20 protein-coding genes are annotated in these 19977 nt (G+C 71.6%); 12 read left to right on the forward strand and 8 right to left on the reverse strand.

Annotated elements, in window-relative coordinates; genetic code table 11:
* Window positions 1–80: 80 nt before the first annotated feature.
* Window positions 81–1007: an RNA polymerase sigma factor SigF gene (locus Q5694_RS24815; RefSeq protein ID WP_333935534.1), complete on the reverse strand. Its 927-nt coding sequence runs from the start codon at window positions 1005–1007 to the stop codon at window positions 81–83.
* A 239-nt stretch (window positions 1008–1246) separates the two neighbouring features.
* Here Q5694_RS24815 and Q5694_RS24820 point away from each other — a divergent pair, with 239 nt between their 5' ends.
* Both Q5694_RS24820 and Q5694_RS24825 read left to right on the forward strand, forming a co-directional pair.
* Window positions 1247–1624 (forward strand): STAS domain-containing protein, encoded by a 378-nt coding sequence (locus Q5694_RS24820; RefSeq protein WP_333935535.1) that lies wholly within the window; start codon window positions 1247–1249, stop codon window positions 1622–1624.
* A gap of 243 nt (window positions 1625–1867) precedes the next feature.
* Window positions 1868–2422: an ATP-binding protein gene (locus tag Q5694_RS24825; RefSeq protein ID WP_333935536.1), complete on the forward strand. Its 555-nt coding sequence runs from the start codon at window positions 1868–1870 to the stop codon at window positions 2420–2422.
* A gap of 348 nt (window positions 2423–2770) precedes the next feature.
* Here the strand turns inward: Q5694_RS24825 and Q5694_RS24830 are convergent, their stop codons facing one another.
* The gene (locus Q5694_RS24830; RefSeq protein ID WP_333935537.1) at window positions 2771–4309 is read right to left on the reverse strand and encodes a peptide MFS transporter; all 1539 of its coding nucleotides are present in this window, start codon (window positions 4307–4309) and stop codon (window positions 2771–2773) included.
* Between the two features lie 514 nt (window positions 4310–4823).
* On the opposite strand from Q5694_RS24830, the gene Q5694_RS24835 reads away from it, so the two are divergent.
* The gene (locus Q5694_RS24835) at window positions 4824–5501 is read left to right on the forward strand and encodes a response regulator transcription factor (protein ID WP_333935538.1); all 678 of its coding nucleotides are present in this window, start codon (window positions 4824–4826) and stop codon (window positions 5499–5501) included.
* Window positions 5502–5535: 34 nt separating this feature from the next.
* Window positions 5536–6810, forward strand: coding sequence for an ATP-binding protein (locus Q5694_RS24840; protein WP_333935540.1), 1275 nt, complete (start codon window positions 5536–5538; stop codon window positions 6808–6810).
* Between the two features lie 38 nt (window positions 6811–6848).
* Here Q5694_RS24840 and Q5694_RS24845 read toward each other — a convergent pair whose 3' ends face one another.
* On the reverse strand, window positions 6849–7346 hold the full coding sequence (locus tag Q5694_RS24845) for a GtrA family protein (protein ID WP_333935541.1): 498 nt from the start codon (window positions 7344–7346) through the stop codon (window positions 6849–6851).
* A 163-nt stretch (window positions 7347–7509) separates the two neighbouring features.
* On the opposite strand from Q5694_RS24845, the gene Q5694_RS24850 reads away from it, so the two are divergent.
* The 4 genes from Q5694_RS24850 to Q5694_RS24865 all read left to right on the forward strand — a co-directional run bounded on the left by Q5694_RS24850 (window position 7510) and on the right by Q5694_RS24865 (window position 11667).
* Window positions 7510–8649 (forward strand): 5-(carboxyamino)imidazole ribonucleotide synthase, encoded by a 1140-nt coding sequence (locus Q5694_RS24850; RefSeq protein WP_333935542.1) that lies wholly within the window; start codon window positions 7510–7512, stop codon window positions 8647–8649.
* On the forward strand, window positions 8646–9170 hold the full coding sequence (gene purE, locus Q5694_RS24855; RefSeq protein WP_333935543.1) for a 5-(carboxyamino)imidazole ribonucleotide mutase: 525 nt from the start codon (window positions 8646–8648) through the stop codon (window positions 9168–9170). Before Q5694_RS24850 ends, purE begins: the two co-directional genes overlap by 4 nt.
* Before the next feature lie 5 nt (window positions 9171–9175).
* The gene (locus Q5694_RS24860) at window positions 9176–10363 is read left to right on the forward strand and encodes a dipeptidase (protein ID WP_333935589.1); all 1188 of its coding nucleotides are present in this window, start codon (window positions 9176–9178) and stop codon (window positions 10361–10363) included.
* Window positions 10364–10533: 170 nt separating this feature from the next.
* Window positions 10534–11667, forward strand: coding sequence for a dipeptidase (locus Q5694_RS24865; protein ID WP_333935544.1), 1134 nt, complete (start codon window positions 10534–10536; stop codon window positions 11665–11667).
* A 33-nt stretch (window positions 11668–11700) separates the two neighbouring features.
* On the opposite strand, the gene Q5694_RS24870 is transcribed toward Q5694_RS24865, so the two are convergent.
* Window positions 11701–12093, reverse strand: coding sequence for a VOC family protein (locus Q5694_RS24870; protein WP_333935545.1), 393 nt, complete (start codon window positions 12091–12093; stop codon window positions 11701–11703).
* Window positions 12094–12108: 15 nt separating this feature from the next.
* On the reverse strand, window positions 12109–12480 hold the full coding sequence (locus Q5694_RS24875) for a VOC family protein (protein ID WP_333935546.1): 372 nt from the start codon (window positions 12478–12480) through the stop codon (window positions 12109–12111).
* Window positions 12481–12608: 128 nt separating this feature from the next.
* Between Q5694_RS24875 and Q5694_RS24880 the strand changes: the two genes are divergently transcribed.
* Entirely contained in the window at window positions 12609–13115 is a 507-nt protein-coding gene (locus Q5694_RS24880; protein ID WP_333935547.1) for a CGNR zinc finger domain-containing protein, read from the forward strand.
* Window positions 13116–13305: 190 nt separating this feature from the next.
* Here the strand turns inward: Q5694_RS24880 and Q5694_RS24885 are convergent, their stop codons facing one another.
* Window positions 13306–14649 carry a UDP-glucose dehydrogenase family protein gene (locus Q5694_RS24885; protein WP_333935548.1) on the reverse strand — a complete coding sequence of 448 codons (1344 nt, stop codon included), beginning with the start codon at window positions 14647–14649 and terminating at the stop codon, window positions 13306–13308.
* A 188-nt stretch (window positions 14650–14837) separates the two neighbouring features.
* Between Q5694_RS24885 and Q5694_RS24890 the strand changes: the two genes are divergently transcribed.
* Complete coding sequence (locus Q5694_RS24890; RefSeq protein WP_333935549.1) at window positions 14838–15995, forward strand: acyl-CoA dehydrogenase family protein; 1158 nt, start codon at window positions 14838–14840, stop codon at window positions 15993–15995.
* Between the two features lie 54 nt (window positions 15996–16049).
* Here Q5694_RS24890 and Q5694_RS24895 read toward each other — a convergent pair whose 3' ends face one another.
* Window positions 16050–17252 (reverse strand): phospholipase D-like domain-containing protein, encoded by a 1203-nt coding sequence (locus Q5694_RS24895; protein ID WP_333935550.1) that lies wholly within the window; start codon window positions 17250–17252, stop codon window positions 16050–16052.
* A gap of 261 nt (window positions 17253–17513) precedes the next feature.
* Here Q5694_RS24895 and Q5694_RS24900 point away from each other — a divergent pair, with 261 nt between their 5' ends.
* Window positions 17514–17879 carry a four-helix bundle copper-binding protein gene (locus Q5694_RS24900; protein WP_333935551.1) on the forward strand — a complete coding sequence of 122 codons (366 nt, stop codon included), beginning with the start codon at window positions 17514–17516 and terminating at the stop codon, window positions 17877–17879.
* A 70-nt stretch (window positions 17880–17949) separates the two neighbouring features.
* On the opposite strand, the gene Q5694_RS24905 is transcribed toward Q5694_RS24900, so the two are convergent.
* Window positions 17950–19230, reverse strand: a complete 1281-nt coding sequence (locus Q5694_RS24905; RefSeq protein WP_333935553.1) for an LCP family protein — start codon at window positions 19228–19230, stop codon at window positions 17950–17952.
* A gap of 118 nt (window positions 19231–19348) precedes the next feature.
* Between Q5694_RS24905 and Q5694_RS24910 the strand changes: the two genes are divergently transcribed.
* Window positions 19349–19906: an acyl-CoA thioesterase gene (locus Q5694_RS24910; protein WP_333935554.1), complete on the forward strand. Its 558-nt coding sequence runs from the start codon at window positions 19349–19351 to the stop codon at window positions 19904–19906.
* The last annotated feature ends 71 nt before the right edge of the window (window positions 19907–19977 follow it).

The raw sequence follows: 19977 nt of genomic DNA on the forward strand, positions 1-19977 counted from the left end.
CGGCGGCCGGGCATCCGTGACACGCGCCCGGGGGCGGACCGTGCGGTCCGCCCCCGGGGGACACGTGCACCCGGTGAGGATCACTCCTCGACGGTCAGCCCCTTGCGCAGCCGTACCAGCGTCCGCGACAGCAGCCGCGAGACGTGCATCTGGGAGATGCCCAGCTCCTCGCCTATCTCCGACTGGGTCATGCCGGCGACGAACCGCAGGGACAGGATCGTGCGGTCGCGCGGCGACAGTTCGGCGATCAGCGGCTTCAACGACTCGACGTACTCGATGCCTTCGAGGCCGTTGTCCTCGTAGCCGATCCGGTCCGCGAGCGCGCCCTCGGAGTCGTCCTCCTCCGGCTGAGCGTCCAGCGAGGAGGCGGTGTAGGCGTTCGACGCCGCCATGCCCTCGACGACCTCGTCGTCGGAGATGCCGAGGCGCTCGGCCAGTTCGGCCACCGTCGGGGCGCGGTCCAGCTTCTGGGCCAGCTCGTCGCCGGCCTTGGCCAGGTCGAGCCGCAGCTCCTGCAGCCGCCGCGGTACGCGCACGGACCACGAGGTGTCGCGGAAGAAGCGCTTGATCTCGCCGATGATGGTCGGCATCGCGAAGGTGGGGAACTCGACACCGCGCGACAGCTCGAAGCGGTCGATCGCCTTGATCAGGCCGACGGTGCCGACCTGGATGATGTCCTCCATCGGCTCGCTGCGGGAGCGGAACCGGGACGCGGCGAACTTGACCAGCGCCAGGTTCAGTTCGACGAGCGTGTTGCGGACGTACGAGTACTCGTGGGTCCCTTCCTCCAGCGACTCGAGCCGCTCGAAGAGGGTCTTGGACAGGGCCCGCGCGTCGACCGCGTCGACGTCCGCGTACGGGGGGATGTCCGGAAGTCCGGCGAGGAGGTCGTCCTGTGTGACGAGCATCTCGTCCTGCTCGATGGGATCCAGATGTTCCGGAGGGGGTGTCGACGTCGCTTCGTGGGTACGCGATCCGTCGAGCCGGGGTGACATGATGTCCTCCATCGTTCTCGGCATATGGCTGCCGGAGCCAGTACGTGCACTGCGGTGTGCGGCGCCTCCAAAGCCGGCCGTGTCGGGTACGTGTCCCTACTAGGCCTACCCGCTTTCCTGAGCCCACCGCAAGTGCGTTGTGTGGGCATATGTCCGTTTGTGTGTAGTTGTTCGGGTGTCGAAGCGTGGCGGGAAGGCGTAGTGTTCGAGGGCGTCAGCAACCAGCCACGACGTCGGGAGAGAGAGACGGCATGGACCGCGGGACGGTCGGCAGCGCACAGTCTGGCCGGCTTCTGGTCGAGGTGCGGGAAGAGGGCCCTAGTGCCGTCGTGACTCCGGCGGGTGAGTTGGATCACCACACCGCCGATGTGTTGCGCGAGCCACTCGAGGACTGCCTCGCCAAGGGATTCAAGCGCCTGGTCATCGATTGCGCGCGCCTGGAGTTCTGCGACTCCACGGGGCTCAACGTGCTCCTCGGGGCGCGGCTGAAGGCGGAGGCCGCCGGGGGCGGCGTCGCGCTCGTCGGCATGCAGCCGGTGGTCGCGCGCGTCTTCGAGATCACGGGAGCGGACGCCGTCTTCAGTGTTCACGACACGATCGAAGCGGCGTTGAGCGAAGGGTCGGGCTGAGCGGCGGTGCGTCGGCGCGCCGAGCCCCGGCCGTCCCCTTGTGACCGGTTCTCCACAACCGTCACGAGTTTGGTGCCGAATACATGGGTGTTCCGCCGGTCCCCCCGGGCAGGAGACATCCTGAACCTGTCGGCCACCGGGGTGGCAGTGGCGCCGCGCAACCGACCGGCCGCGTTCCGCGTGACTGACGGTGAAGTGAATCCTTTGAATCGTGAACTGGCTAATCGGTGAGGTGAAGCGCTGATGAGCACCACCCGGCCTTACCCGCCGGGCGACCGCGGGCCGGAGCCCAGCGGCGCTTCCGGGACGTCCGAGGGTGGCGAACCGGCGGTCGGTGCGTCCGTGGAGGGCGCGGCCGCGCCCTCCGGGGCCGCGGCGCCGCCGGGAGGCCGGCAGGTGCGCCGGCTGAGCTTCGAGGGCGAGAGCGGCGTCGTACCGCTCGCCCGCGACTTCACCCGCCAGGCGCTGTACGCGTGGGGCTGGCTGCCGGCCGACTCGGCCGACCAGCGGGCCGCCGCCGAGGACGTGCTGCTGGTGGTGTCCGAGCTGGTCACCAACGCCTGCCTGCACGCCGAGGGGCCCGACCAGCTGCACATCACCTGTGACAACAAGGTGATCCGCATAGAGGTCTCCGACCGCGGCACGGGCCAGCCGGCGCCGCGTACGCCCCACCGGGCCGGACGCCCGGGCGGCCACGGCATGTTCATCGTCCAGCGGCTGTGCCTGGACTGGGGTGTCGTGCGTACGCCCGGGGTCGCGGGCAAGACCGTCTGGGCGGAACTGGGCGCCCCCGCCTGAGCACGCGCCACACGGGGCCCCCTCCCGCGGGTGCCCCGATGCCGTGCCCACCCCTGCCGCCGTCCGTCCCCCGTCACCGGCGCTCCTCCGGCTTCAACCGCCCCGCCGTGGGTTCGTCGGCTTCTCACCGTTCCGTTGGGCCGTCCGGGTGACGCAACGCCGCGGAGTGCCGCCGTCCCTGCTGTGGGCAGCCAGGCCGGCACGGGGTCGCGAAGCTCCGGGGCTGCCGTTTCGTCCTCGGGGCCCCGCACGCCGGAACCGGCTTCTCGCCGGAAGAGGGCCGCACACGCGGAAAGGGCCGCCGACCCCGAGCGGGGTGGCGGCCCTTCCGCGTGCCGGTGCAGAGGGTCAGTGCACGTCACCCATCAGGGCCTTGACCTTCCTGCGGTACATGTACACCGCGACACCCGCGGCGGCGGCCAGGATCGCCTCCACGGCGACCGCGCCGGTGCCGCTCAGGTCGACGCCGCCCACGGCCGGGTTGGAGAGCAGGCCCGTCACCGAGTCGCCCGCCGTGACCGCGAGGAACCACACGCCCATCATCTGGCTGGCGTACTTGGCCGGGGCCATCTTCGTGGTCACCGACAGGCCGACGGGGGAGAGGCACAGCTCGCCGACGGTCTGGATCAGGTAGATGCCCACCAGCCACATCGGGCTGACCAGCTTCTCGCCGTCGGCCATGCCCAGCGGCAGCAGGAAGAAGAAGAACGAGACACCGATGAAGAACAGTGCCGCGGCGAACTTGGCGACGGTGCTCGGCTCCTTGCCCTTGCGGTTGAGCCACAGCCAGATCCAGGCGAAGACCGGGGCCAGCGCCATGATGAAGACCGGGTTCAGCGACTGGTACCAGGAGGACGGGAAGTCGAAGCCGAGCAGCGAGCCCGAGGCCTTCGTCTCGCCGAACGCCTGGACCGTGGAACCGCCCTGGTCGTAGATCATCCAGAACACGGCGGCCGCGACGAAGAACCAGATGTAGCCGGTCATCTTCGACTGCTCGACGTCGCTCAGTTCCTTGTCCCGCTTGATGCGGATGAGCACACCCGCCGGGATGATCAGGCCGATCACGGTGAGCGGGATCATCGCCCAGTTGAGCGTGAAGTGGCCGGTGAAGCCGACGACGCCGTAGAAGACGGTCGCGACGATCAGCCACAGCAGGCCCTTGCGCAGCCAGGAGGCGCGCTCCTCGGCGGCCAGCGGCTTGGGCACGACGTTGCTCTGCGGGCTCAGGTGGCGGGTGCCGAGGAGGAAGGCGATCAGGCCGATGCCCATGCCGACCGCGGCGAGGCCGAAGCCGAGGTGCCAGCTGACCTGCTGGCCGACGGTGCCGATGATCAGCGGCGCGAAGAAGGCACCCATGTTGATGCCCATGTAGAAGATCGTGAAGCCGCCGTCACGGCGCGGGTCGTCCGGGCCGTCGTAGAGGTGGCCGACCATCGTGGAGATGTTGGCCTTCAGCAGGCCGGAGCCGAGCGCGACCAGGGCCAGGCCGGCGAAGAACGGCGCCTGGCCGCCGGGCAGGGCCAGCACCAGGTGACCCGCCATGATCGTCACCGCGGCGATCGCCACCGTCTTGCGCGGACCCCAGACCCGGTCGCCGAGCCAGCCGCCGGGCATGGCGAGCAGGTACACCATCGACAGGTAGACGGAGTAGATCGCCGTAGTCGTGGCGAGGTCCATGCCCAGACCGCCGCCCATGCTGCCCTTCTTGGCGTCGGGGCCGCCGGAGAGCAGGTACACGACGAGCAGGGCCCGCATGCCGTAGAAGCTGAAGCGCTCCCACATCTCGGTCATGAAGAGAGTGGCCAGTCCGCGGGGGTGGCCGAAGAAGGTCTTCTCGGAACCGGGGGTGCCCGGTCGGGCCGAGTCCTTCGTCAGGCTGGACGCCATGGTCGTTCCTTGCTGCTCGGGACGCGTACCGCAGCAGCGGTGGCGCGCCCGGTGGGGTTGCCGGCACCGGTGCGTACGGCCGTCCGCCCGACGCCTTCGGGGGTCCGCTCCGGATCACGAAGCGGTGGGCGGTCGCCACCGGGATCCACGCCCTCACGCGCATCGCCGCACGCGAAGGCCCGGCCACAGGTCGTTCACTGTCGGGGGCCGGCGGAAACCGGCCCGCACACAAAAGAGACCTTCAGGGCAAACGGCCTCTGAAGGTCGCCGCGGTGCTACAGGCGTTGAATCACCATACGGCAGGACACCGCCGGATATGGAAGCGTTTGAGACGCGGATCACAGGTGCCGGGGGAACCGCGCACCCGGTTTCCAAGGTCCTTACCAGGATCGCACCCCACAGGCGCAGGCACGTACCCATACCCCAGGAGGGTGAGAGGCGGGTATGCGCGCGGTAAGAGCCGGGGCTCGCGGTCACACGCCGGCTCGGGGCCGTGCAGGTCTACCATCACCTCATGACCCGAGTACTGCTCGCCGAGGACGACGCGTCCATCTCGGAGCCGCTGGCCCGTGCTCTGCGCCGGGAGGGCTACGAGGTCGAGGTGCGCGAGGACGGACCCAGCGCGCTCGACGCCGGACTGCAGGGCGGCGTCGACCTGGTCGTGCTCGACCTGGGTCTGCCCGGCATGGACGGTCTGGAGGTGGCCCGCCGCCTGCGCGGCGAGGGGCACAGCATCCCCATCCTCATCCTGACCGCCCGTGCGGACGAGGTGGACACCGTCGTCGGGCTCGACGCCGGCGCCGACGACTACGTCACCAAGCCGTTCCGGCTCGCCGAGCTGCTGGCGCGCGTGCGGGCCCTGCTGCGGCGCGGCGCCGCCGAACCGCAGCAGCCGCCCGCCACCCACGGCGTGCGCATCGACGTCGAGTCGCACCGCGCCTGGATGGGCGAGGAGGAGCTGCAGCTCACCGCCAAGGAGTTCGACCTGCTGCGGGTGCTGGTGCGCGACGCGGGCCGGGTCGTCACCCGCGACCAGCTGATGCGCGAGGTCTGGGACACCACCTGGTGGTCCTCGACCAAGACCCTCGACATGCACATCTCCTGGCTGCGCAAGAAGCTCGGCGACGACGCGGCCAACCCCCGTTACATCGCCACCGTGCGCGGTGTCGGCTTCCGCTTCGAGAAGAGCTGAGCCGCGGGCCGTCACGGGGATCGGGTAAGAGAACATGCGCCGCCGACTGATCCAGTCCACGCTCGCCGTGGTGCTCGTGGTGATCGCCGTCTTCGGCGTCTCCCTCGTCATCGTCGAGACGCGGACGATCAGCAACAGTGCCCGCGAGCGGGTCGAGTCCGAGGCGGTGCGGCTGGCCAGCATCGTCGACAGCCGGCTCTTCGGCGAGCAGCAGGTCGACGCCGAGGTGCTGCGCGGCCAGGTCGCGCAGGACCGCTACTACGCCGTCATCCGCATCCCCGGCGAGGCACCGATCGAGATCGGCACCCAGCCGGCCGGGGACGTCATCAGCGCCACCGCCCCCGGCGAGGAGGGCGAGACCGTCACCGTCCAGGAGCCGCGCTCCTCGGTGACCCGCGAGGTCGGCCGCACCCTGCTGATCATCGCCCTGGTCGCCCTGCTGGCGGTGGTGGCCGCCGTCCTGCTGGCCGTGCGCCAGGCGAACCGGCTCGCCTCCCCGCTGACCGACCTCGCCGAGACGGCCGAGCGGCTCGGCTCGGGCGACCCGCGCCCGCGGCACAAGCGCTACGGGGTGCCCGAGCTGGACCGGGTCGCGGACGTGCTGGACGGCTCGGCCGAACGCATCGCCCGCATGCTGACCGCCGAGCGGCGGCTCGCCGCCGACGCCTCCCACCAGCTGCGCACCCCGCTGACGGCGCTGTCCATGCGACTGGAGGAGATCACCCTCACCGACGACCCGGACACGGTGAAGGAGGAGGCGACGATCGCGCTGACGCAGGTCGAGCGGCTCACGGACGTCGTGGAACGGCTGCTGACCAACTCGCGCGATCCGCGCACCGGCTCCGCCGTCACCTTCGACCTCGACGAGGTCATCCAGCAGCAGCTCGCCGAATGGCGGCCGGCGTACCGCAGCGCGGGCCGGGCCATCGTCAGCTCCGGCAAACGGCACCTGGAGGCGGTCGGCACGCCCGGCGCGGTCGCGCAGGTCCTCGCCGCGCTGATCGAGAACTCGCTGATGCACGGCGGCGGCACGGTCGCCCTGCGCACCCGCGTCACCGGCAACCAGGCCGTCATCGAGGTCACCGACGAGGGCCCCGGCATCCCCGCCGACCTCGGTGCCCGGATCTTCGAGCGGGCGATCAGCGGCCGCAACTCCACGGGCATCGGCCTGGCGGTCGCCCGCGACCTCGCCGAGGCCGACGGCGGCCGTCTGGAGATGCTGCAGACCAAGCCCCCGGTCTTCGGCCTGTTCCTGTCCCGCACGCCGGTGCGGAAGTCCCCCGGCGGCGACGAGCCGACGGTCCGCTAGAGCCGCCGGGAGCGCGCGGGACGTGCCCGGGGCAGGCCCTACGGCACGCGCTGGCCGGTCCGGGCCGGACGGGCCGGTTCCGGCCGCGTGTCCGTCCCCGGCTCCTGGGCGGCGGGCAGGGCCCGGAAGACCCAGGAGCGGTAGGACCAGAAGCGGAACAGGGTCGCCACCCCGATCCCGACGAACTTGAACACGTTGTTCTGCAGTGGGGTGTCCCAGCCGAAGCCGTACGTGGCCGTGTAGAGCACGCCGTTCTCGATGACGAGACCGACCGCGCTGAACAGCAGGAACAGGGTCAGCTCACGGGTGCGGCCGGACTTGTCGCGGTCGCGGTAGGTGAAGTACCGGAAGCCGACGTAGTTGAAGGCGATCGACACGACGGTCGCGATGACGCTCGCCCGCACCACCGGGAGGTCCGTGACGTGCCGCACCAGGTTGAACACGAGGAGGTTGACCAGCACCCCCGCACCGCCCACCGCGCCGAACTTGGCGACTTCGCGGACGAGCCGCCGAAGCCCGGAGGCACCATCTGCCATGGTCGTACAGGCCCCCGTCCGTGGTCGGCGTCAACCCAGCCATGCTAACCACCCGCTCGCGCGATCTTCCTGTGGACGCCGGAGGACGGCCGCGGAGGGTCCGGGTCCGGCCCGGGGAGGGACGGGAAACCGGCCACCCCGGCGCGGCCATTACCCTGGGAGCGTGACGTTCCCGGTAGTCGGCATGGTCGGCGGTGGCCAGCTCGCTCGTATGACACACGAGGCGGGCATCCCGCTCGGCATCAGGTTCAAGCTTCTCAGTGACACCCCGCAGGACTCCGCTGCGCAGGTCGTGAGCGAGGTCGTCGTCGGCGACTATCGCGACCTCGACACGCTGCGCGAGTTCGCGCGCGGGTGCGATGTGATCACCTTCGATCACGAACACGTACCCACCGAGCACCTCAAGGCGCTGGAGGCGGACGGCATCCCCGTGCGCCCGGGCCCGGACGCGCTCGTGCACGCCCAGGACAAGGGGGTGATGCGCGCGAGGCTCGACGCGATCGGCGTGCCCTGCCCCCGGCACCGGATCGTGTCCGACCCGCAGGACGTGGCCGCGTTCGCGGCCGAGGGCGACGGCTTCCCCGTCGTGCTGAAGACGGTCCGCGGCGGCTACGACGGCAAGGGCGTGTGGGTCGTCGAGTCCGTCGAGGAGGCCGCCGACCCCTTCCGGGCCGGTGTCCCCGTGCTCGCCGAGGAGAAGGTCGACTACGTCCGGGAGCTGGCCGCCAACGTCGTCCGCTCGCCGCACGGCCAGGCGGTGGCCTACCCGGTGGTGGAGTCGCAGCAGGTGAACGGCGTCTGCGACACGGTCATCGCCCCGGCGCCCGGCCTCGACGAGGCCCTGGCCCTTCAGGCCTCCGAGATGGCGCTGAACATCGCCGAGGCACTCGGGGTCGTCGGCCATCTCGCGGTCGAGCTGTTCCAGACCCGCGACGGCCGCATCCTCGTCAACGAACTGGCGATGCGCCCGCACAACTCCGGCCACTGGTCGATGGACGGCGCCGTCACCAGCCAGTTCGCCAACCACGTCCGCGCGGTCCTGGACCTGCCTCTGGGCGACCCGCGCCCGCGCGCGAAGTGGACCGTGATGGTCAACGTCCTCGGCGGCGACTTCCCGGACATGTACTCCGCGTACCTGCACTGCATGGCCCGCGACCCGCAGCTCAAGATCCACATGTACGGCAAGGACGTGAAGCCCGGCCGCAAGGTCGGTCACGTCAACACCTACGGCGACGACCTGGACGACGTGCTGGAGCGCGCCCGTCACGCAGCCGGCTACCTGAGAGGCACCATCACCGAATGAGCCCCGTTGTTGGCATCGTCATGGGGTCGGACTCCGACTGGCCCGTCATGGAGGCCGCCGCCAAGGCCCTCGACGAGTTCGAGATCGCCTACGAGGTCGACGTCGTCTCCGCGCACCGCATGCCGCGCGAGATGGTCGCCTACGGCGAGCAGGCCGACACCCGCGGGCTCAAGGTGATCATCGCCGGGGCGGGCGGCGCCGCCCACCTGCCCGGCATGCTCGCCTCGGTCACCCCGCTGCCCGTGATCGGCGTGCCCGTGCCGCTGAAGTACCTGGACGGCATGGACAGCCTGCTGTCGATCGTGCAGATGCCGGCCGGTGTCCCGGTCGCCACGGTGTCCGTCGCCGGCGCCCGCAACGCCGGTCTCCTCGCGGCCCGCATCCTCGCCGCGCACGACGAGGACCTGCGCGCACGGATGCGCGAGTTCCAGCAGGAGCTCAACGACCAGGCCACCGAGAAGGGCAAGCGCCTGCGCTCCAAGGTCGAGGGCGCGGGCGGCGGTTTCGGGTTCGGGAAGTGACGGCGGTGCCGTCCCTCGGCGAGGCCCGGGCGCTGCTGGCCGAGTTCCCCGTCGTCGACGGGCACAACGACCTGCCCTGGGCGCTGCGCGAGCAGGTGCGCTACGACCTCGACGCGCGGGACGTGTCCGCCGACCAGAGCGCCCACCTGCACACCGACATCCCCCGGCTGCGCGCCGGCGGGGTCGGTGCGCAGTACTGGTCGGTGTACGTGCGCACGGACTCGCCCGACCCGGTCGCCGCCACGCTGGAGCAGATCGACTGCGTGCGGCGGCTGCTGGACCGCCACCCGGACGACCTGCGTCCGGCGCTCACCGCCGCCGACATGGAGGCCGCGCGCGGGGAGGGCCGCATCGCCTCCCTCATGGGCGCGGAGGGCGGCCACTCGATCGCCAACTCCCTGGGCACCCTGCGCGGCCTGTACGCGCTCGGCGTGAGGTACCTGACGCTCACCCACAACGACAACGTGGACTGGGCGGACTCGGCGACGGACGTGCCGAGGGCCGGCGGGCTCACCGCGTTCGGCCGCGAGGTCGTACGGGAGATGAACCGTCTCGGCATGCTCGTCGACCTCTCCCACGTGGCCGCGACGACCATGCGGGACGCACTCGACGCGAGCTCCGCCCCGGTGATCTTCTCCCACTCCTCGGCCCGGGCCGTCTGCGACCACCCGCGCAACGTCCCGGACGACGTCCTGGAGCGGCTGCCCGCCAACGGCGGGGTCGCGATGGTGACGTTCGTGCCGAAGTTCGTGCTCCAGGCCGCCGTCGACTGGACGGCCGCGGCGGACGAGAACCTGCGCGCCCACGGCTTCCACCACCTCGACACCACCGCCGAGGCCATGAGGGTCCACCGGGACTTCGAGGAACGCCACCCGCGGCCGGTCGCCACGGTGTCGACGGTCGCAGACCACCTGGACCACATGCGCGAGGCCGCCGGCGTCGACCACATCGGCATCGGCGGCGACTACGACGGCACGGCCTTCACCCCGGCCGGCCTGGACGACGTCTCCGGCTATCCGAACCTGATCGCCGAACTCCTCGACCGCGGCTGGTCCAAGGCGGACCTGACCAAGCTGACCTGGAAGAACGCGGTACGGGTGCTGGAGGCGGCGGAGGACGTGGCCCGCGGGCTGCGGGCGACGCGCCCGCCGTCCCACGCCACCCTGGAGTCGCTGGACGGGCCCGCCGGCTGAGCGTCCCGGGCCGGGCGGCCGGCCGTCCCGCCCGGGTCCGTCGCGGAGCCGCGCGCACCGCGTGCCGGGCGGCTCCGCGAGCCGTACCCCGAACGCCCCGCCCACCAGGAACAACCCCCTGCCGCGTGCGACGGTGACCGTACCTCACGAACGACCGTACGGGAGCCGCCATGGCAGACCTCCAGGACGACCTGCGCCCCACCGCCGCGGCCGGCGAGTTCGACGACCTGGCCGACCCGTACCCCGAAGAGGCCGTCGTCACGGCGGAGTCCTACGAGCCCGTCTCCGACCCGGACGACGCGCCCCTGACCCGGGCTCACGCCGTCCTCGCCGCGCACCCCGTCGCCGACGGCTACAACGGCCTGCCCTGGGCGCTGAAGCGGCTGTCCTGGTACGACCTGGAGGAGGGCGAGAGCACGGTCGGCACGGACGTGCCCCGGCTGCGCGAGGGCCGGGTCGGCGCGCTGTTCTGGTCGCTGCACCTGCCGGAGGGACTGGACGGCGACCGGGCCGTCGGCGCCACCCTCGACCAGCTGGACCTGGCGAAGAGCGTCGCCGGGACCTGCGACGAGGGGCTGCGGCTGACCGCCACGGCCGGGCAGGTCGTGGACGCCCGCAACTGCGGCCGGGTCGCCGTGCTGCTGGGGCCCGCCGGTGCCCCGGCCGTCGGCGACTCGCTCGGCATCCTGCGCCAGTTGCACCTGCTCGGGGTGCGCGCGCTGACCCTGACCGGGGTGTCCTGGGCGAGCGAAGCCGGGCTGACCCGGTTCGGGGAGGCGGTCGTGCGCGAGATGAACCGGCTCGGGGTGATCGCGGACCTGTCCGGCGCGTCCGCCCCCACCATCCGCCGGGTGCTGTCCCTGTCCCGCGCGCCCGTGCTGTGCAGCCGCTCGGCCGCCCGGGCCATCCGCCCCCACCCGGCCAACCTCCCCGACGACCTGCTGGCGGAGCTCGGCGCGGCGAAGGGGCTGTGCCTGGTGCCGCTGACCGCCGAGCAGACGGGGCCGACCGTGCGCGACGTGGCCGACCACCTCGACCACGTACGCGCGGTGGCCGGCGCCCAGAGCGTCGGGCTGTCCGGCACCTACGACTCCGGGGCCGCCCACCCTCAGGAGCTGGGCGACACCTCCTGCTACCCCAAGCTGGTCGCGGAACTGCTGCGGCGCGGCTGGGACGAGCACGACGTGTCCTTGCTGACCTGGGGCAACGTGCAGCGTGTGTTGCGCGGGGCGGACTTCACGGCCCGGGCCGCGCAGCAGCGGCGCCGGCCGTCGACCGCGACGATCGCGGAACTGGACGGCTGACGGGCCCGTCCTTCCCGGACGGGCCCGCGGGGGTCAGCCGTGCTCGATGCGGCAGAGGCAGAACGGATGCCCCGCCGGGTCGGCGTAGACCCGGAAGTCCTTCTTCTCGTCGTCCTCCTTGTCCAGCACCCGTGCGCCCAGCGCCAGCACCCGCTCCTCGGCCGCGTCCATCTCCTCCCACGTCGACCCGGCGTCGAAGTCGAGGTGGAACTGCTGGGCGTTGCGGTCGGCACGGGGCCACTCGGGTGGCGTGTGGTCCGAGGAGCGCTGGAAGGCGAGCCGGGGCCCGTCGGGCACGCGCAGCACCACCCAGTCCGGGTCGCCGTCCTCCGGCGTCCCGCCGGCGACCTGGGCGTAGAAGCGGGCCAGCTCGCGGGGGTCGGGGCAGTCGACGACCACCGAACGGAAACGTGCCACAGCGGACATGGAACCCTCCCTTTGTCAGCAGGCGCAGAGGCAGAACGGGTGCCCGGCCGGGTCGGCGTAAACCCGGAAGGTGCGCTCCCGGTCGTCGGCGTCGAGGGCTTTCGCGCCCAGCGCCAGGACGCCCTTCTCGGCCGTGTCCAGGTCCTCCACCACCAGGTCCAGGTGGAACTGCTGCGAGTGCTCCGGAGAGGGCCACCGGGGCGGCACGTACCCGGGGGCGGTCTGGAAGGCCAGGGCCGGCCCGCCCGGCACCTTCAGGTCGGCCCACTCGCCCTCCCCGTCGGTCTCCACCGTCGGTGTGCCGCCCAGCACCTCGGCGTAGAAACCGGCCAGTGCGCGCGGGTCGGGACAGTCCAGGACGACGACACCCAGTTTGGCGAGAGCCATGACTTCCTCCTCGAAGTCGCGTCACCCGTCGTGTTACCAACAGAGGGCGGGTAACCAGTAACCGTTACTGCATGCTCCCGCATTGGCGGTAACCTCGCAAGGGAAAACGCGAGAGGTACGGTCCAGCCATGACGGAGAGATCGCCCGCGCCCGGCGGCCTGGCCCTGATCGAGGCGCTGGTCAACACGCTGGACATCGAGTCGGGCGCCGACGCCCTGGACACGGCCGAGGGCCGGGCGCGCTTCGGGATCGCCCCGAAGGAGACGGACCGGGCCCGTGAGCTGCGCGAGTCGCTGCGCGCGACGCTCCTCGCCCACGCCGGGCATCCGCCCCACCGCGCGGTGACGCCGCTCGGGGAGCTGCTGGCCGCGGCCCCGCTCGTCGTCACGGTCGACACCGCGGACGGTTCCGCCGCCCTGGCCCCCGCCGGCACCCGCTCGCTGCACGCGCGCGTGGCGGCCGCCGTCGCCGAGTCCCTGGTCACCGGAGCCTGGACCCGGCTGAAGGCCTGCGAGGCCGCCGACTGCCACTGGGCCTACTACGACCGCAGCCCGGCCGGCCGGGGCCGCTGGTGCTCCATGCAGGTGTGCGGGGCCAGAGCGAAGATGCGCAGGTACCGCGCCAAGGAGGGGTAGGGGTGTGACGGGTGGAGGTGCGGCCTGCGGGGACGGGCCGCACACCAGGACCCCCGCGCGGCCGGGCAGGGCGCCGAGAGCCCGCCGACCGCCCCGCGGTCCGCTTCGGTGGTGCAGAATGCAGCAAGACGCCGGTTCGGCCGACTGAGCCTCGGCCGAACCGGCGTCACCCGTCTCGCGCTCCGCGCGCTCAGGCCCTCGGGCGGCCCATCGCCCGGTACGTCCAGCCGGCCTTGCGCCAGCGCTCCGGGTCGAGCGCGTTGCGGCCGTCCAGGATGACGCGGGCCGCGGCGACCTCGCCGAGGGCCTCCTCGTCCAGCTCGCGGAACTCCCGCCACTCCGTCAGGTGCAGCACGATGTCCGCACCGCGCACCGCGTCCAGCGCCGAGCCGGCGTAGCCGAGGGTCGGGAAGACACGGCGGGCGTTGTCCATGCCCTTGGGGTCGTAGACCGTGACCTGGCCGCCCTGGAGGTGGATCTGCCCGGCGACGTTCAGCGCGGGGGAGTCCCGTACGTCGTCGGAGTCGGGCTTGAAGGTCGCGCCCAGTACCGCCACGCGCTTGCCCAGGAACGGGCCGCCGCCCAGCGCCTGCCGGGCCAGCTCCACCATCTGGCCGCGCTGGCGCATGTTGATGGAGTCGATCTCCCGCAGGAACGTCAGCGCCTGGTCCGCGCCCAGCTCACCGGCGCGCGCCATGAACGCCCGGATGTCCTTCGGCAGGCAGCCGCCGCCGAAGCCGATCCCGGCCCGCAGGAACTTCCGCCCGATCCGGTCGTCGTAACCGATCGCCTCGGCGAGCTTGGCCACGTCGCCGCCGGCCGCCTCGCACACCTCCGCCATGGCGTTGATGAAGGAGATCTTCGTCGCGAGGAAGGAGTTGGCGGACGTCTTCACCAGCTCGGCGGTGGGGAAGTCGGTCACCACGAACGGGGAGCCCTCGCCGATCGGCGTCGCGTAGACCTCGCGCAGCAGCTTCTCGGCCCGCTCGCTGCGCACGCCCACCACGATCCGGTCGGGATGGAGCGTGTCGTCGACGGCGAAGCCCTCCCGCAGGAACTCCGGGTTCCAGGCCAGCTCGGCGTCCTCCCCGGCGGGCGCGTGCGCGGCCAGGTAGGAGGCGAGGCGGTCGGCGGAGCCCACCGGCACCGTCGACTTGCCGACCACCAGGGCCGGGCCGCGCAGGTGCGGGGCGAGCGAGGCGATCGCGGAGTCCACGTAGGACATGTCGCAGGCGTACTCGCCGTGCCGCTGGGGGGTGTTCACGCAGACGAAGTGCACATCGCCGAAGGCGCCGACCTCGGCCCAGTCCTGGGTGAAGCGCAGCCGTCCGCTGGAGCCCTCGATCCCTGCGACGTGCCGGCGCAGCAGGTCGTCCAGGCCCGGCTCGTACATCGGGGCCTCGGCGCGCTCCAGCTTCTCGATCTTCTCGCGCACCACGTCGAGGGCCAGTACCTCGAAGCCCAGCTCGGCCATGGCCGCCGCGTGGGTCGCACCGAGATAACCGGTGCCGATCACGGTGATCTTCAGGGCCATGGGTGCTCCAGACGTCTGCGGCATGTCGTGCGCGCCCGAGCATATCCGGGGCCCGGCGGCGCGCCCCACGGGGCGACTTTCCGGCTGTCGCCTAGCTCACGTATCACTCCCGTGGGCTACGTCATAAACTTTTGATTACTTAACGGTAGTTAGCGCCACCATCGCAGCGTTTTGGAGCGTGAGAGACCTTGGCCGGATCGGCTGACTTCGACCTGTACCGCCCGTCCGAGGAGCACGACATGCTCCGTGACGCCGTCCGCTCGCTGGCCGAGGCGAAGATCGCGCCGTACGCCGCCGCGGTGGACGAGGAGGCCCGCTTCCCGCGTGAGGCGCTCCAGGCGCTGGTGGCCAACGACCTGCACGCCGTGCACGTGCCCGAGGAGTACGGCGGCGCGGGCGCCGACGCCCTGGCGACCGTCATCGTCATCGAGGAGGTCGCCCGCGTCTGCGCCTCCTCCTCGCTCATCCCGGCCGTGAACAAGCTCGGCTCCCTGCCCGTGATCCTCTCCGGCTCCGAGGAGCTGAAGAAGAAGTACATGGCCCCGCTCGCCAAGGGCGAGGGCATGTTCTCCTACTGCCTGTCCGAGCCGGACGCCGGCTCCGACGCCGCGGGCATGAAGACCAAGGCCGTCCGCGACGGCGACTTCTGGGTGCTCAACGGCGTCAAGCGCTGGATCACCAACGCCGGGGAGTCCGAGTTCTACACGGTGATGGCCGTCACCGACCCGGCCAAGCGCTCCAAGGGCATCTCCGCCTTCGTCGTCGAGAAGTCCGACGAGGGCGTCTCCTTCGGCGCCCCGGAGAAGAAGCTCGGCATCAAGGGCTCGCCCACCCGCGAGGTCTACCTGGACAACGTCCGCATCCCCGCCGACCGCATGATCGGCGAGGAGGGCACCGGCTTCGCCACGGCGATGAAGACCCTCGACCACACCCGCATCACCATCGCCGCCCAGGCCCTCGGCATCGCCCAGGGCGCCCTCGACTACGCCAAGGGCTACGTCAAGGAGCGCAAGCAGTTCGGCAAGCCCGTCGCCGACTTCCAGGGCATCCAGTTCATGCTCGCCGACATGGCCATGAAGATCTCGGCCGCCCGCGCCCTGACCTACCAGGCCGCCGCCGCCTCCCAGCGCGTCGACGCCGACCTGACCTACCTGGGCGCCGCCGCCAAGTGCTTCGCCTCGGACGTGGCGATGGAGGTCACCACCGACGCCGTCCAGCTCCTCGGCGGCTACGGCTACACCCGCGACTACCCGGTCGAGCGCATGATGCGCGACGCCAAGATCACGCAGATCTACGAGGGCACCAACCAGGTCCAGCGCATCGTCATGGCCCGCAACCTGCCGTGACCCCGTCCCGCGCGACGCCCTCGGCCCCCGGCTCGCGCCGGGGGCCGCGGTGTCTCACAGGAAGCGGCGGATGGGGGTGACCGAGGCCTCGGCCAGACGCATCGGCAGCGGGCGCCGCCGCCAGCGCGCCGGGTCGATGGGCTCGCTCAGCTTCCGGTCGGCCTCGAAGTCGGCGTCGAGCGCCGCGGTGAAGTCCTCGTCGAGGACGGCCAGCAGGACCTCCTCGTCGTGCTCCATGGAGCGGCGGTTGAAGTTGGTGGAGCCGATCAGGGAGCAGACCCCGTCCACCGTGAGGATCTTCGTGTGGAGCATGGTCGGCTGGTACTCCCGCACCTGCACGCCCGCGTCCACCAGCGTCTGGTAGTGCTGCCGCCCGGCCAGCAGGCACGCCCGCTGGTCGGTGTGCGGCCCGGGCAGCAGGATCTCCACCTCCACGCCCCGGCGGGACGCGGCGGCCAGCAGGTCGATGAAGTACGTGTCGGGGGCGAAGTAGGCGGTGGACAGCCGCAGCCGCTCCTGCGCCGAGGTGATCACCACCCGCAGGACGGTCTGCATGTCCTGCCAGCCGAAGCTCGCCGACCCCCGCACGACCTGGACCGTGGCCCGCCCCGGTTGCTCCTGCTCGGTGAAGCGGTCGTGGTGGTCGTACAGGTCGTCGTGGCACTCGGCCCAGTTCTGCGCGAAGGCCGCGGCGATGCCGTCCACGGCCGGTCCGCGCACCTGCACGTGGGTGTCGCGCCACTCGTCCGGGTTCCGCGCGTCGCCGCACCACTCGCGGGCTATGCCGACACCGCCGGTGAAGGCGGTGCGCTCGTCGGTGACCAGCACCTTGCGGTGGCAGCGGTGGTTCTGCCGCATCGGCGACAACCGCGTGGGCTTGCGGAACCAGGCCACGTGCACGCCGGCCTCGTCCATGGCGTCCAGCAGGTCCCGCTCGATCTGCTTGGCCCCGAAACCGTCCAGCAGCAGCCGTACCCGGACGCCGGCCCGGGCCCGCTCGGCCAGCGCGGCGGCGAACTCGTGGGCGATGTCGCCGCGCCAGTACACGAACGTCATCATGTCGACGGTGTGCCGCGCCGCGCGGATGGCCGCCAGCATCGCCGGGAAGATCTCGTCGCCGTTGCGCAGCGGGATCAGCTCGTTGCCCTCGGTCGCGGCGATGCCGATGAGCCGCTCCAGCCGTCTGCGCAGCCGCTGCTTGCGCTCCTCCGGGTCCTCCGGCCTTGCCGACGGCCGTTCCTCGGTCTGCTGTGTCATGTGTGGTCTCCCCTGCCACGAACTGCTCGGCGCCCCGCCTGCGCGACGCCGCTCCCCGCGGACGCGCCACCCACCCTCTTTGCCGCTGACGGGGATTTCACGCCGCCGTGTTCGAGTCGTGGCTCACCGCCGCGGGAGCCGGGACGGGCCGGCACCGCCTCGCGGACGGACGCGTCAGCCCTGTGGTGCTCATGGGACGACAGGCGTAGGACGGAAGGGCGGGCGCCGATCCGCGGCTCCCGCTCCCTCCGGGAGGTAGTCATGACCCAGCAGCCCGCCACCGCCACCCCGCTGAGCCGGGAGATGCAGGACTGCGTGCAGGCCTGCATGACCTGCCACGGCGTCTGCGAGGAGACCATGAGCTCCTGCCTGCACAGGGGCGGCCCGGCCCAGATGCCGATCATGCGCGCGGTCATCGACTGTGCCGAGATGACCCGCATGTGCGCCGACATGATGATGCGCCGCTCGCCGTTGTCCGCCGAGATGTGCGCGATGTGCGCCCGGGCCTGTGACATGTGCGCCGAGGCGTGTATGTCCATGCCGGACGACGCCCAGATGATGCGGTGCGCGGAGGCGTGTCGCCACTGCGCCGACCTGTGCCGGTCGATGTCCACCGCGGCGATGTGAGCACCGCCCGCACGGCGAAGGGGGCACCCGCCCGGATGCCCCCTCCTCGCCGGCCTGCGCTGTGCCGTGCTCAGTTGCCCGAGACGGTGACCGTCTCGTCGTTCTTCAGCTGGTTCACCAGCGTCTTCACCTTCGCGGTGTCCCACTGCAGGTTGCCGTTGGCGGCGTTGCCCGCGATCGGCATGTTCATGGACTTGCCGTCGCCGCCGCTGACGCCCTTCATCGCCCAGAACATCGACGCCAGGTCGTACAGGCCCATGTCCTTGTCGACGACCAGCGAGTCGAGGCCCGCGCCCATGGTCGGGTACAGCTTGAACGGGTTCAGGACCGTACCGGGGGTGGCGACCTGGTTGGCCAGGGCCGAGAGGAACTTCTGCTGGTTCTTCGTCCGGTCCAGGTCGGAGCCGGCGAGGGCGTAGCGGGTGCGGACGAAGGCGAGGGCCTGCTCGCCGTTCAGCGTCTGCCTGCCCTTCTTGAGGTCCGCGCCCGACTTGGTGTCCTTGATGTCCTGCGGGATGTCCATCTCGACCCCGCCGACCGCGTCGACGATGTTCGCGAAGCCGGCGAAGCCGATCTCCACGTAGTGGTCGATGTGCAGGCCCGTGTTGGCCTCCACCGTGCGCACCAGCAGCTCCGGGCCGTCCTCGGAGTAGGCCGCGTTCAGCTTCGTCTGGCGGCCCGTGGCCGGGTAGAACTTGCCGGAGTCGGAGCCCTTGAACGAGGGGATCGTCACGTTCGAGTCGCGCGGCAGCGAGATCAGCGTCGGGGCGCCGCCACCGGTGTGCAGGATCATCATCGAGTCCGTGCGCTTGCCCTCGGCGGACCCGGTGTGCAGCTTCTTCTTCTCCTCGGCCGACATGCCCTTGCGGCTGTCGGAGCCGACGATCAGGTAGTTGGTGCCCTCGCCCGCCTCCGGCCGCTCGATGACCTTCGACAGGTCGACCTCGCGGTTCAGCTTGGAGTCGGCCCAGAAGTAGGTGCCGACGCCCGTCACCACCAGCACCGTCGCGACCGTGATGGCCGTGAGCTTGATGCGGCGGCGCCAGTCGGGCGCGGGGCGCGGCTCGTACCTGCCGTCCCCGGGACCGCCGGGGCCGCTGCCGCCGGGAGTGCCGTAGACCTGGCCGGTGTTGTAGCCGCTGTCGTAGCCGTCGCCGGGTCCGTACCCGGCGCCGTCGACGTACGACGGCTGCGGCGGCACCCCGCCGTAGCCGGACTGCCCGGGCGGTGCCGCCGGACCGCGGCGGACCTGCCGCATGACACGGGCGCTCTCGGGCCGTGCGCTGGAGCTGCCCCGTCCGTACCGGCTGCCGCGGTTGTCGCCGGAGAACCCCTCGGGCCAATCATTCATGCCGACAGTGTGCAGGTCCCGGTGGTGGGCCATACAAGAGTCGTCGGAAAATCAGAGCGTGGCTGTGGCGAAGCTGACACAAATCCCCCGCAGGCCGCCTCGGCATAAGGTGGGGGTCATGACAGACCAGGCCCCAGCTGCGGATTCCGGCGCTTCGGAGATCCCGGGCAAGCCGACTTCGGCGTCCCGCACCACCCTCAGCCACATCATGACCCACAACGACACGAACCTCCTGGGGACGGTGCACGGCGGCGTCATCATGAAGCTGGTCGACGACGCCGCCGGGGCGGTGGCCGGACGGCACTCCGGCGGGCCGGCGGTCACGGCCTCCATGGACGAGATGGTGTTCCTGGAGCCGGTCCGCGTCGGTGACCTGGTGCACGTCAAGGCGCAGGTCAACTGGACCGGCCGGACCTCCATGGAGGTCGGCGTCCGGGTGCTGGCCGAACGCTGGAACGAGTCCACCCCGCCCACCCAGGTCGGCTCGGCCTACCTGGTCTTCGCCGCCGTCGACGCCGACGGCAAGCCCCGCCGGGTCCCGCCGGTCCTCCCGGAGACGGAGCGCGACAAGCGCCGCTACCAGGAGGCCCAGATCCGCCGCACCCACCGCCTGGCCCGCCGCCGCGCGATCATGGAACTCCGTGAGAAGCGCGCCGCGGAGGGCTTCGAGGACTGACCCGCCCGCTCCCGGAGGAGGGCGGGCCGCCCCCTCCCGGCAGATGCCGCGGGTCCCACGGCACGGACCGC

This window comes from Streptomyces sp. AHA2 (assembly GCF_036857595.1).
Taxonomy (GTDB): Bacteria; Actinomycetota; Actinomycetes; order Streptomycetales; family Streptomycetaceae; genus Streptomyces.

Excerpts from the sequence above, each read along its gene's own strand:
- Q5694_RS24815 (WP_333935534.1), bottom strand. The coding sequence starts at position 1,007 with ATGGAGGACATCATGTCACCCCGGCTCGACGGATCGCGTACCCACGAA.
- Q5694_RS24820 (WP_333935535.1), top strand. The coding sequence starts at position 1,247 with ATGGACCGCGGGACGGTCGGCAGCGCACAGTCTGGCCGGCTTCTGGTC.
- Q5694_RS24825 (WP_333935536.1), top strand. The coding sequence starts at position 1,868 with ATGAGCACCACCCGGCCTTACCCGCCGGGCGACCGCGGGCCGGAGCCC.
- Q5694_RS24830 (WP_333935537.1), bottom strand. The coding sequence starts at position 4,309 with ATGGCGTCCAGCCTGACGAAGGACTCGGCCCGACCGGGCACCCCCGGT.
- Q5694_RS24835 (WP_333935538.1), top strand. The coding sequence starts at position 4,824 with ATGACCCGAGTACTGCTCGCCGAGGACGACGCGTCCATCTCGGAGCCG.
- Q5694_RS24840 (WP_333935540.1), top strand. The coding sequence starts at position 5,536 with ATGCGCCGCCGACTGATCCAGTCCACGCTCGCCGTGGTGCTCGTGGTG.
- Q5694_RS24845 (WP_333935541.1), bottom strand. The coding sequence starts at position 7,346 with ATGGCAGATGGTGCCTCCGGGCTTCGGCGGCTCGTCCGCGAAGTCGCC.
- purE (WP_333935543.1), top strand. The coding sequence starts at position 8,646 with ATGAGCCCCGTTGTTGGCATCGTCATGGGGTCGGACTCCGACTGGCCC.
- Q5694_RS24865 (WP_333935544.1), top strand. The coding sequence starts at position 10,534 with ATGGCAGACCTCCAGGACGACCTGCGCCCCACCGCCGCGGCCGGCGAG.
- Q5694_RS24870 (WP_333935545.1), bottom strand. The coding sequence starts at position 12,093 with ATGTCCGCTGTGGCACGTTTCCGTTCGGTGGTCGTCGACTGCCCCGAC.
- Q5694_RS24875 (WP_333935546.1), bottom strand. The coding sequence starts at position 12,480 with ATGGCTCTCGCCAAACTGGGTGTCGTCGTCCTGGACTGTCCCGACCCG.
- Q5694_RS24880 (WP_333935547.1), top strand. The coding sequence starts at position 12,609 with ATGACGGAGAGATCGCCCGCGCCCGGCGGCCTGGCCCTGATCGAGGCG.
- Q5694_RS24885 (WP_333935548.1), bottom strand. The coding sequence starts at position 14,649 with ATGGCCCTGAAGATCACCGTGATCGGCACCGGTTATCTCGGTGCGACC.
- Q5694_RS24895 (WP_333935550.1), bottom strand. The coding sequence starts at position 17,252 with ATGACACAGCAGACCGAGGAACGGCCGTCGGCAAGGCCGGAGGACCCG.
- Q5694_RS24900 (WP_333935551.1), top strand. The coding sequence starts at position 17,514 with ATGACCCAGCAGCCCGCCACCGCCACCCCGCTGAGCCGGGAGATGCAG.
- Q5694_RS24905 (WP_333935553.1), bottom strand. The coding sequence starts at position 19,230 with ATGAATGATTGGCCCGAGGGGTTCTCCGGCGACAACCGCGGCAGCCGG.
- Q5694_RS24910 (WP_333935554.1), top strand. The coding sequence starts at position 19,349 with ATGACAGACCAGGCCCCAGCTGCGGATTCCGGCGCTTCGGAGATCCCG.